The 11211-nt window shown below is 72.1% G+C and carries 10 protein-coding genes; 5 read left to right on the top strand and 5 right to left on the bottom strand.

Translation table 11 applies throughout. The features are described 5' to 3' along the window. Positions 1-24 precede the first annotated feature (24 nt). From QMK30_RS28880 to QMK30_RS28865, 4 genes are all read right to left on the bottom strand, one after another. Entirely contained in the window at positions 25-1389 is a 1365-nt protein-coding gene (locus QMK30_RS28880) for a hypothetical protein (protein ID WP_283521278.1), read from the bottom strand. Further along, entirely contained in the window at positions 1386-3185 is a 1800-nt protein-coding gene (locus QMK30_RS28875; RefSeq protein WP_283521277.1) for a DUF3492 domain-containing protein, read from the bottom strand. The genes QMK30_RS28880 and QMK30_RS28875 overlap by 4 nt, the downstream gene beginning before the upstream one ends. Positions 3186-3426: 241 nt before the next feature. Continuing rightward, on the bottom strand, positions 3427-4857 hold the full coding sequence (locus QMK30_RS28870) for a DUF3152 domain-containing protein (protein ID WP_283521276.1): 1431 nt from the start codon (positions 4855-4857) through the stop codon (positions 3427-3429). Between the two features lie 50 nt (positions 4858-4907). Next, positions 4908-5870, bottom strand: a complete 963-nt coding sequence (locus tag QMK30_RS28865; RefSeq protein ID WP_283521275.1) for an alpha/beta fold hydrolase — start codon at positions 5868-5870, stop codon at positions 4908-4910. A gap of 150 nt (positions 5871-6020) precedes the next feature. Between QMK30_RS28865 and QMK30_RS28860 the strand changes: the two genes are divergently transcribed. From QMK30_RS28860 to QMK30_RS28845, 4 genes are all read left to right on the top strand, one after another. Beyond that, on the top strand, positions 6021-6242 hold the full coding sequence (locus QMK30_RS28860) for an Rv3202a family protein (RefSeq protein WP_283521274.1): 222 nt from the start codon (positions 6021-6023) through the stop codon (positions 6240-6242). Positions 6243-6408: 166 nt separating this feature from the next. Then, positions 6409-7050 (top strand): TetR/AcrR family transcriptional regulator, encoded by a 642-nt coding sequence (locus QMK30_RS28855; RefSeq protein ID WP_283521273.1) that lies wholly within the window; start codon positions 6409-6411, stop codon positions 7048-7050. Positions 7051-7207: 157 nt separating this feature from the next. Continuing rightward, positions 7208-7435 carry a DUF3107 domain-containing protein gene (locus QMK30_RS28850; RefSeq protein ID WP_283521272.1) on the top strand — a complete coding sequence of 76 codons (228 nt, stop codon included), beginning with the start codon at positions 7208-7210 and terminating at the stop codon, positions 7433-7435. A 223-nt stretch (positions 7436-7658) separates the two neighbouring features. Continuing rightward, positions 7659-7925: a hypothetical protein gene (locus tag QMK30_RS28845; RefSeq protein ID WP_283521271.1), complete on the top strand. Its 267-nt coding sequence runs from the start codon at positions 7659-7661 to the stop codon at positions 7923-7925. Positions 7926-7937: 12 nt separating this feature from the next. Here QMK30_RS28845 and QMK30_RS28840 read toward each other — a convergent pair whose 3' ends face one another. Further along, on the bottom strand, positions 7938-8681 hold the full coding sequence (locus QMK30_RS28840; RefSeq protein ID WP_283521270.1) for a ferritin-like fold-containing protein: 744 nt from the start codon (positions 8679-8681) through the stop codon (positions 7938-7940). Between the two features lie 471 nt (positions 8682-9152). Here QMK30_RS28840 and QMK30_RS28835 point away from each other — a divergent pair, with 471 nt between their 5' ends. Continuing rightward, the gene (locus tag QMK30_RS28835; protein WP_283521269.1) at positions 9153-11162 is read left to right on the top strand and encodes a DEAD/DEAH box helicase; all 2010 of its coding nucleotides are present in this window, start codon (positions 9153-9155) and stop codon (positions 11160-11162) included. Positions 11163-11211 lie beyond the last annotated feature (49 nt).

Below are 11211 nucleotides of genomic sequence, written 5' to 3'. Positions count from 1 at the left end.
GGCTGGGGGGGCTGGGGGGGCGGGTCAGTCGTGCCGGGCCGCGTGGGCGGAGGCACGGGAGAGGGCCGCGGTGGCGTGGACGAGCAGGCCGAGCGCCGCGACGGCGCAGGCGACGGTGGGCACGGTGCCCGCACCGCCGGCCTGGACGGCGGCCTCGACGGGCCTGGCGATGAAGCCGCAGCCGGGCAGCCGGGCGGCGAGGACTGCGGCCAGTGCCGTCATCTGTACGCCGGTGGCCACGGCGAGGCCGGTCGAGGCGGGTTCGGGGAAGCCGTGGACGGTGAGCAGCGTCGCGAGGAAGAGGAGGGTGCCGAGGGCGACGGCCGGCAGGACCGCCGCTCGGTCGACGTCGCCCAGGGCGGCTCCGGCGAGCAGTTGGAGGCCGACGAGGGCGCACACGAACAACACGGTGACGCCCAGGAGGAGCGGCCGGGCGGCTGCTGCGAACTCCTCGGTGCCGCGGCTCGTGGTGAGTTTCCTGCGCGCCTGTACGGCCAGGAGGTGCGCGCACCAGGCGGCGGGGGCCAGTGCGGCGGCGAGGCCCACGAGGGGCGCCGTCGCCAGCGGCCAGGGGCCTTCGGGACCACCGCTGACCAGCTGTTCGAGGAGTCCGTCGCCGAGCAGGGCATAGCCGAGCAGCCACAGCACCCACAGGCGTGCGGCGGGCGGCGGGCGCCCCTCCGCGCGCAGCGGGCCGTGGCGCAGACACCGGGAGAGCGCGAGGGCGACGACAAGCACTCCCGCCGCACCCACCGCGAGCCGTGCCTCACCGGTGGTGAGTCCGAGCCCGGTGACGGTGAGAGCGCAGGCGGCGCCCGGCAGTAGCGTGTGCGCGATCCAGCCGGCGCGCGGGGAAGACCCGTGCGCCGGGGTGGCGGTGGCGGCACTCGCCGCCCCGTCACCGTCGTGGCCGGGGTCGTCCCCGTCTCCGGCGCGCGGCACGCGTGCGTAGAGCTCCTCGGCGAGGGCGAAGACGTCCCGGTGGCGGAAGCGCGCCGCCGTCCTGTCGGTCACGCCGTGTGCCTCCAGGCCGGCGGCGATCTCCAGCGGGTCGACGGCCCGCTCGCAGAGCTCACGGTGCCGGTGCATGAGGGCCCGTACGGGATCGGCGGGGCCTCGCCGCGCGGGCCCCGCGCCGAGCGAAGGTGCTGCGGGGCCACGCCGCACGGCAGCCGTCGCTACCGGGGCAGCTGCCGAAAGCGCTCCGGCTCCCGGCGCCGCGAGCGGCAAGGGGGACTCCGAACGACTGTCCCAGCCGCCCTGGTCGACGGGCGTGCGGGGCTTGTCGGACGCCACCGGGAACTCGGCGAACTCGGGCACGCCCGAGGCGCCTGGCGCGCCGGAAGGGCTCGATGTGTCGGACACACTCGGCGTACGGATGCCGCTCATGCGCGTACCTCCTGGACGGAAGTGGTCACGGGGAGCGCGGCAGGGGCACCTTCGGACCCGTCCGTCGGGCTCGGCACGGACCGTCCGCTACCTGATCCGGCCCCCGGCTCGCCGCCCGGCACATCGCTCGACACATCAGCCGGCGCGTCCTCAGTCGCACCGTCGGCGGCGCCACCCGCGCCACCCGCGCCGCCGCCCGCCCAGCGGCCCCGGACATGCGCCTCCGCCGGGTTGCCGAAGGGCTGGGGGGCGCCGTCCTCGTCGAGGGCTTCGCGTCGCACCGGGCAGTGCGACATGAGTTCCAGGTAAATGCCGCGAAATGCCGCGAGGTTCTGCTCAACGGTGAAGAGTTCGAGCGCCCGCGCACGCGCCGCCGCGCCCAGCCGCTGCGCCCGCTCCGGGTCGCGCAGCAGCGCCACGCACGCGTCGGCCAGGGCGCGGGGGTTGCGCGAGGGGACCACCAGGCCCGTACCGCCGATGACTTCGACGACGGCGCCGACGTCCGTCGACACGGTCGCGCGCCCGCAGAACATCGCCTCGACCAGGCTGATCGGGAAACCCTCGACCACGCTGGAGAGCACCACGACCCTGCCCGCCCCGTAGGCCTCGGCCAGGTCGGGCACGTCCGGGCCACCGATCTCCTCGAAGGAGACCGGGTTGTCGCCGACGGCGTGCGCGCCCGACGCCTCGTCAGGGAAGAGCTGGGCGGCGAGCGCCTTGCAGTGGGCGAGGTACGCGGCGGCCTCGGGGTTCTCGGCGGCCCCGACGCCCTGCTGGTTGAAGACGAGGCGGAGCCGGGCCTGCGGCTCCTGCTGACGGACGTCGGCGAAGGCGTGCAGCAGCGAGATGAGGTCCTTGGCCGGCTCGATGCGGCCGACCCAGACGAGGGTGCGGGGGTCGCCGCCGCCGCCCTCCCCCACCGCGCCGAAGCGGTCGGACTCCATACCGGGGTAGATGGTGCGCAGCTTGGCGCGGTCGGCGCCGCATCGCTCCTGCCACCGCCTGGCGTGGGTATTGCCGGGCGTGACGAGCGCCGCGTTCGCGTACACCTCGGCGGCCAGCTTGGCGTGGAAGGCCGCGATCAGTGCCCGCACCGGCGCGCTGCGGGGCGCGCCGCTCGTGTCGAGGTAGTGCGCGCGCAACTGCACGCCGTACTCGGTGACCAGCAGCGGTACTCCGAAGAAGCGTTTGGCCAACAGGCCGGGCAGGGCCGCCGAACCGCCCGCCGCGGCGTGGCACAGGTCGACCGCGCCGAGGGTCCCCTCGGCGTACCAGTCGAGGGAGAGCGGGCGCAGGGCGCGCTCCAGGAGATCGACGAAGTCGAGGTAGTCGGGGACCCGGGCGGCGCGCACCGCACCGTTCGCGCCGGGGGCGCGACAGGCCGACTCCAGGGCGCGTACGGCGATTTCGGAGCGCAGGGCGGCGTGCAGGCCGCCCCGCTCGCGGGCCAGTTCCGCGAGCCCGTACAGACCGGCGGCGAAACGGCCGCCCGCGCGGTCGTCGTCGGGCGAGCAGATCGCGCCGGCCAGCTCCTTGAAGTGCCCGGCGAAGCGGCGCCGGTCACGCCGCCCGTACGTGCTGCCGTCGTCGTCCGGCGCCCACAGCGGCGCGGTGCGCACCCGCTGCACCTGGGGCGGCAGCTGGATCCACCCCTGCTCCTCCTGGTGCGCGCTGCGGCTCAGGGCGTAGATGTCGAATTCGTGCTGCGCGAGCCCGCGCACGAGCCGGTCACACCAGAGCCTGGACTCACCGGTCGCATACGGATAGCCACCTTCCGTCAGCAGTCCGATCCGCACGGGTGCGCCCCCGATCTCCCTTGTGGGCGGCCGCCGTTGGTCGGCGACTCGCAGCGGGACGACCGTATGCGGACAGACCAGTGACACGACGGACGGTTGTCCATCGCACCACCGGAAGGGGTGAACACGCGTAACTTTCGCCCTCCAATAGCGTTCAGTCGCGCTACGGTGCGATTCAGTTACGGAGGGTCAGGCTGCGGCCCACGGCCTGCGCGCCTCGTGCCCCAGGGGCCTGCGCCCGTCAACTACCGGGGTGCACCCATGCGTTGGGCTTGCACTTGACGCCTTTGAGGTCGAGCGACTTCGTCTGCTGCTGCATGATCGGCGCGAGCGCGCCGGGCGTGCGGCAGCTCGCATGGTCGTGCCCGAGCCGGTGGCCGACCTCATGGTTGATCAGCATCTGCCGGTACTCGAACATCCGGTCCTTGCCGAAGGTCTCGGCCCCCCGTGCCCAGCGGAACGCATTGATCATGACGCGGTCGGTCGCCGCCGAATCGCAGCTGACATTGTCGACCGTCGTGTCCAGACCGGACTTGGCGCACCACACGCCCGTGGTTCCGGGGCTCGCGAGCGTAATGACGAAGTCGGGGCGGCCAGTCGAAATACGCTCGAAGGTCATCGCGCCGTTGTGCGCCCAACTCCGGTCGTCGTTCAGAGTTTTCTGCACAGCGTCGGCGAACAGCGCACTGTCGAGCCCGAGTCCCTTTTCGACATCCACCCGGTAGGAGAACTTCTGCCCCTTGCCGGGCGCCTGCTGGAATCCGCCGACCGCGTCGAAGTCACCCTTCGCCGTCAGCTCGGGGTCGAGCGGCAGGGGGACGGCCATTTTCTGCTCGTACGTCGCCGGGGCGGCCACGGCCTCCTCGGGCGGTGGCCGTTCGTCCGGTCCTGAACGCGAGGCGTCGCTCTCCTCGGTGCTGCGCTGCTCACCCGCGGCCGGGGCCGCGACCTGCGCCTTCTCGCCCTGCGCGACCTGCCCGCCCACGACCACCGCGAGCACGGTGGTCACTGCGGCTGCGGCGATCCCCGTGAAGGTCCGCCCCCTGCCGCCCTTGGCCGGCGCCTCGACGGCGTCCTCGCCGTCGACATCGTCGCCGTCGTCCCCATCCGCCGCGAGACCGCGCACCGGCCCGTCCGGCGTGCCGCGGCGGTCCCAGTCGGTGACGGCGTGGCCGTCCTTCCCACGGCGGTCCCAGTCGGTGACCGAGGCGAGCGGATCACGCGTGACGGTACCCGCAGCCGCGGCGGTGGCCGTCGCAGCGGCCGTTGCCGTGCCGGTCGCCGGCGGGCCTGTCATCGTGCGCGGAGCGTCGAAGGCCTCCATGAACTCCTTACGCGGCCCCGGTATCCGCGGCCCTCCCCCGAACGGTGTGGCGCGCGGCACTCGGCTCCAGTCGCCGTGCCGCCCCGGCGTCCCGCCCCAGCCGCCGCCCGGCTCACGCTGCTCGGGATGCCCGCCGCGCGCCTGCGGAATGCCCTGCGCGGGGGTGCCGGCGCCGCCGTGGGAGCCGCGGTACTGCTCGTACTGCTGCTGGGGTACGGGACGGGAGTCCTGCCAGGTGCCCTGCCCGTCGGCCGTCGGCCGCGTGCGGTGTCCCTGACCGGGCTCCGGGCGCGCTGCCGGGACTCTTTCCGGTGCGACTCTCTCCGGTGGTATGCCGGAGGTTTCCACGCCCCCCTTGGGCGCAGGGCCTCGGCGACTATGACGTCCCACGCGCCGGATCAGCTCCTACCGCAGTCATTGACCATTTCCCGGAAGGCTCTCGCGATCGTCTCCGGGTATTCCATCATCGCCACGTGTCCGGCGTCGGGCAGTGTCAGCAGCCTTGAGTCACGGAAGGCGGCTGCCGCCCTGCGCGCCATACGGTACGACACGAGCTGGTCCCGCCCTCCGTAGACGAGCAGCGTCGGCACAAGCACCCGCTCCGCCTGGCGCCACAGGTTGTGCTGTCCGCCCAGTGTGTACGCATCGACGATGCCGCGCGCCGAGCGGGTCATGGCTTCCCAGAAGTGAGGCAGTTCGAGGCGCCGCTTCATCTCCGCCACGGCGTGCTCGAAACCCTCGGGTGTGACCATCGAGGGGTCTCCGTAGCAGAGCCCCATGACCCCCTGGGTGCGCTGCTCCGGAGTCCAGTCCTTGCTCAGCCTGGCGAACAGCGAGGCGACCCCGGGCAGCGCGAGGAGCGCCGTCGGCACCGCCGTGCGCTGCACCCGGATCTCGGGCAGGGCGGGCGAGACGAGAGTGAGCGTGCGCACCAGGTCGGGCCGGACGGCCGCGACGCGCGTGGCGACGGCTCCGCCCAGCGAGTTCCCGAAGAGATGGACGGGCCCGCGCCCGCCGGCGTCGAGCAGCCGGATGACCACGCGTGCGTGGCCGGTGATCGAGTAGTTGCCGTCCTCGGGCGGCGGGGAGTCCCCGAAGCCGGGCAGGTCGACCGCCTCACTGTCCAGGCAGTCGTCGAGCAGCGGCATCAGGGCCGACCAGTTCTGCGAGGACCCGCCGAGCCCGTGCACGTACAGCGCGGGCGGCAGTCCTGCGCGCACCGGGGGCCGGGAGCGCACATGCAGCGTCAGGCCCGGCAGGGCGACGCTTCGCAGCTTCTCCCCCTCGGCGACCCGCACCGTGCTGACCCGTGGAACCGGGGCGGCGGCGACGCTGAATCCGGGCAGCTCGGTCGAAGACATGCGGCAATGTTACGAGACGATCACGCGATGGATCGTGTGTTCGGCGTCACAGATCGCGTAGCGGCCCGCGCCGGGTGCTTCTACGCTCGAAAGGAGGGCACTCGACCCTGACCCCTGTTTCCGTCGGATTCGCCGAGAAAGGGAGTCACCATGACTGTCGATCCCACCGATCCGGAAACTTTCGAGGAGTCCGACGAGGAGCGTGAGGACATCGACGGGGAGACTCCGGAGGCCGACGCCGCCGAGCAGCACACCGACCTGCGTCAGGACAGGGACGACCCGCTGACCGGCATCGATCGTGATGCCGCGAACGAGGCTGACGCCGTGGAACAGGCCCGCGTCGTGGCGCTCGACGAGGACGACTACCGCTGATCCGTCCTTGACCAGCCTTCCCCCGCCGCCCATACCGTGAAATTCTGCGTCCGCACCGCACACAGCCGGGTTACCCAAAAGTACGATGGCGGCCGTGGCGCACCACCGCACACGGAAATAGCCGTGCTGTTGAAAGGCCGCGACATTGAAAGACATGGGAGGCGGCGTGACAGCCACCGAGCAGACAGAAGCGGCCCGCCCGCGAGGCACCCGCCTGCCACGCCGAGCCCGACGCAATCAGCTCCTGGGCGCTGCGCAGGAGGTTTTTGTCGCGCAGGGGTACCACGCGGCGGCGATGGACGACATCGCCGAGCGGGCCGGAGTCAGCAAGCCGGTCCTCTATCAGCACTTTCCGGGGAAGCTGGAGCTCTACCTGGCCCTGCTCGACCAGCACTGCGAGTCACTGCTCCAGGCGGTACGCACCGCCCTCGCATCGACCACGGACAACAAGCTGCGTGTGGCCGCGACGATGGACGCGTACTTCGCGTACGTACAGGACGAGGGCGGCGCCTTCCGGCTCGTCTTCGAGTCCGACCTGACCAACGAGCCCGCCGTGCGCGAGCGCGTCGACCGGGTGTCGCTGCAGTGCGCCGAGGCGATCAGTGAGGTCATCGCCGAGGACACCGGCCTGTCCAGGGACGAGTCGATGATGCTGGCCGTCGGTCTGGGCGGCGTCTCCCAGGTGGTCGCCCGCTTCTGGCTCTCCAGCCGCAGCACCATCCCCCGCGAGACCGCGGTGAATCTCCTCACCTCCCTCGCCTGGCGCGGCATCGCGGGCTTCCCGCTGCACGGCACGGATCAGAACTGAGGGTCCGGGGGCCGCGCTCCCGGAGCTTGTTCCCGCTGCGTGTTCGCTTCTGGCGTGCGGCGTCGCAGCATTCGGGGTCCCCGCACCGGGCTAATGTGTGCTGCGTACTGCGCGATTGACCGCGCACCGCAGCACCGACCGTCGGAGGGACTTAGCCGTGGAGGTCAAGATCGGCGTGCAGCACACGCCCCGGGAGATCGTTCTGGAGAGCGGGCAGTCCGCCGAGGAGGTCGAGCGCGCGGTATCCGACGCGCTGGCCGGCAAGGCACAGCTGCTCAGCCTGCGGGACGCAAAGGGCCGTACGGTCCTCATTCCCGGTGACCGGATCGCGTACGTGGAAATCGGCGAGTCCGCGGCGCGCAAGGTGGGCTTCGGCGCCCTTTAGGCGTTGCTGGCACCGCAGCACCTGACAGACGGAAGCGGGCCGGTGGGGTTACCCCCCCCGGCCCCGCTTCCGTCTGTCCGTTCCGAGCGACAACTGCCGTACGCCGGCCGCCGTCCGCTCGGTTCCGGCCCCCGAACCGACCGCCCGGAGGGTTGTACTCCGCGAGCCGGGGGTAGTACGGGCTATGACCCATTTGCCCCTTGGTTCCGCGGGAGGAAACTACGTGATCTGGGAAGCCTTCGGCTCCGTCGCCCTCGGATTCGCTCTTGCGTGGGTGGCTGTCCACCGACTGCCCGACCGGCTGCCGTCCCGGCGTCTGGTGCTGGGCGCGGGCCCGCTCGGCGCACTGTTCGGTGCGTACGTCACCCACTCCGCCCTCGGCCCCGGTCATGTCCTCGCGACACTGATCGGCGCGGTGGCGATGGGAGCGGTCCTGCTCTCGCTACTGGTCCGCCCCACGGGCCGCATCCGCCGTTCGGCGGCGGCGTAGCGCCTCCGGCTGTTACGCCGCCAGGCCCAGCGCCGCCATGCGCTTGGTGTGGGCCTCGGTGATCCGGGAGAACATCCGCCCCACCTCCGCGAGGTCGAAGCCGTCCGCGACGCCGCCCACGAGCATGGTGGAGAGCGCGTCCCGGTCGGCGACGACTCGCTGGGCCTGCGAGAGGGCCTCGCCCATCAGCCTGCGCGCCCACAGCGCCAGGCGCCCGCCGCAGCGCGGGTCGGCCTCGATCGCCGCCCGCACCTTTTCCACCGCAAAGTTTCCGTGACCGGTGTCGTCGAGCACGGCGAGCACCAGCTCACGGGTGTCCGAGTCCAGCCGCGCCGCGACCTCGCGGTAGAAGTCACTGGCGATCGAGTCGCCGACGTACGCCTTGACCAGGCCCTCCAGCCAGTCGGACGGCGCGGTCTGGCGGTGGAAGTCGTCCAGCGCCTTGGCGAACGGCTCCATGGCTCCCGTCGGCTCCTCGCCGATGGCGGAGAGCCGGCTGTTCAGCTGCTCGAAGTGGTGGAACTCGGCGGACGCCATCTTCGCCAGCTCCGCCTTGTCGGAAAGCGTGGGCGCGAGCTTGGCGTCCTCCGCGAGCCGCTCGAAAGCGGCCAGCTCGCCATAGGCGAGCGCGCCCAGCAGGTCCACGACCGCGGCGCGGTAGGCGGGCTCGGCGGAAGCCGTGTCCCAGCCCTGGGCTGCGATACCGGTGTGCCCGGTGTTTTCTTCGGGTGCAGTGGCGTTGTCAGGCGTCTCCATGGAGCGCACAATAGCCCGCTCTTCGCAGTACGTAAGGGCCCGGTCAGTCACCGTCGTCACACTGTTCCGGTAAATCTTCCCAACACACATGCGCGATTTGGGGGTACAGTGGTAATGCGCCTGCTGATGTACCCAGCGTACTTTGCGGCGCATTTGAATGAGGATGCCCGGTCGGTGGCCCGATCGGCTCCGACCCGACAGCCCTCCACGTGAGTCGTACGAAAGCGTACGACCGCACATGAGGGTCCCCCTCAGCGGCACGAGCGCTTGAGCGACGGCACGTGGTCCCGCGCCACCCGGCCCTTCTGGACCGGATGAGAATCGGCGCGGTACGACCCCCTTCGTTCGCCTCTAGTCGCGTCTCACAGAAGAGGCAGCACCCTGACTACGTTCCGAGACCTCGGGATCCTTTCCGAGACGGCCGAAGCCCTTGAGGCAGTCGGCATCGTGTCCCCGTTCCCCATCCAGGAGATGACGCTCCCCGTAGCGCTCTCCGGCAGCGACGTCATCGGCCAGGCCAAAACCGGCACCGGCAAGACGCTCGGCTTCGGCCTTCCCCTGCTTGAGCGCGTCACCGTCCCCGCGGACGTCGAGGCAGGCCGGGCCAAGCCCGAGAAACTGACCGAGGCTCCGCAGGCACTGGTCGTCGTCCCCACCCGTGAGCTGTGCCAGCAGGTCACCAACGACCTGCTGACCGCCGGCAAGGTCCGTAACGTGCGCGTGCTCGCCATTTACGGTGGCCGCGCGTACGAGCCGCAGGTCGAGGCGCTCAAGAAAGGCGTCGACATCGTCGTCGGCACCCCCGGGCGCCTGCTCGACCTCGCGGGCCAGAAGAAGCTCGACCTGTCGCACGTGCGCTCGCTGGTCCTCGACGAGGCCGACGAGATGCTCGACCTGGGCTTCCTGCCCGACGTCGAGCGCATCATGAACATGCTGCCGGTGAAGCGCCAGATGATGCTGTTCTCGGCGACAATGCCGGGCGCCGTCATCAGCCTCGCCCGCCGCTACATGACGCAGCCGACGCACATCAGCGCCACCTCGCCCGACGACGAGGGCAGGACCGTCGCCAACATCACGCAGCACATCTTCCGCGCCCACAACATGGACAAGCCGGAGCTCGTCTCCCGCATCCTCCAGGCCGACGGCCGCGGGCTCGCGATGATCTTCTGCCGGACGAAGCGCACCGCGGCCGACATCGCCGAGCAGCTCGAAAAACGCGGCTTCGCCTCCGGCGCGGTCCACGGCGACCTCGGCCAGGGGGCGCGCGAGCAGGCCCTGCGCGCCTTCCGCAACGGCAAGGTCGACGTGCTCGTCTGCACCGACGTCGCCGCCCGCGGTATTGACGTCGAGGGCGTCACGCACGTCATCAACTACCAGTCGCCGGAGGACGAGAAGACGTACCTCCACCGCGTGGGCCGCACCGGCCGCGCGGGCGCCAAGGGCATCGCGATCACGCTGGTCGACTGGGACGACATCCCGCGCTGGAAGCTCATCAACAAGGCGCTGGACCTCCCGTTCGACGATCCGGAGGAGACGTACTCCACCTCCGCCCACCTCTACGAGATCCTGGGCATCCCGGCCGGCACGAAGGGCACGCTGCCCCGGGGCGAGCGGACCCGTGCGGGTCTGCGCGCCGAGCAGGTCGAGGACCTGGGCGAGACGGGTGGCCGCGGCCGCAAGTCCGCTCAGGCCGCCGCCGCGCCGGTCGTCACGGAGGAGCGCCCCGCGCGCACCCGTACGCCGCGCCAGCGTCGCCGTACCCGTAACGGCACGCCGCTCTCCGCCGAAGAGGCCGCGGCCAACGCCGCTCCGGTGACCCCGGTCACCGAGGCGCCGGGGTCCTCCGAGGCTCCCGCCGAGGTCCGCACGCCGCGCCGTCGTCGCCGTACCCGCGTCGCCGACGCGGTCGCGGTCGCACCGGAGCCGACCCAGGCCGCGGTCGCCGTGGCCGAGGCGCCGGTCGCCGAGGCCGAGGCCCCGACGAGGCCGCGTCGCCGTACGCGTGCCAAGTCGGCCGAGGCCGTCGAGGTCGTGGCCGAGGCCGAGGGGATCGTGGCGGAGGCCGAGGCCGCCGCCGAGGCGAAGCCGCGCCGCCGTACCCGCAGCGCCAAGGCGGCGACCGCGGTGTCGGCCCCCGAGACCGCTGAGGTCACGGAGGCCGTCGAGCCGGTCACCAAGCCGCGCCGCCGCAGCCGGGCGAAGACCGAGGTCACGGAGGCACCCGCCGCCGAGGCCACGGAGATCTCCGAGCCGGAGACCAAGCCCCGTCGCCGCAGCCGCGCCGCCAAGGCCGAGGTCACGGACGCACCCGCCGCCGAGGCCACGGAGGCCGCCGAGCCGGAGACCAAGCCCCGTCGCCGCAGCCGCGCCGCCAAGGCCGAGGTCACGGACGCACCCGCCGCCGAGGCCACGGAGGCCGCCGAGCCGGTCACCAAGCCGCGCCGCCGCAGCCGCGCCGCCACCGCCCAGCCCGAAAGCTGATCCCAGCTCTCCGTCGATGGCCCGGTTCCCCGCAGGGGCAGCCGGGCCA

Origin of the sequence: Streptomyces sp. H27-C3 (assembly GCF_030063415.1) — a bacterium.
In the GTDB taxonomy this organism is placed as follows: Bacteria; Actinomycetota; Actinomycetes; order Streptomycetales; family Streptomycetaceae; genus Streptomyces.
This window is presented reverse-complemented; position numbering and strand designations above follow the sequence as displayed.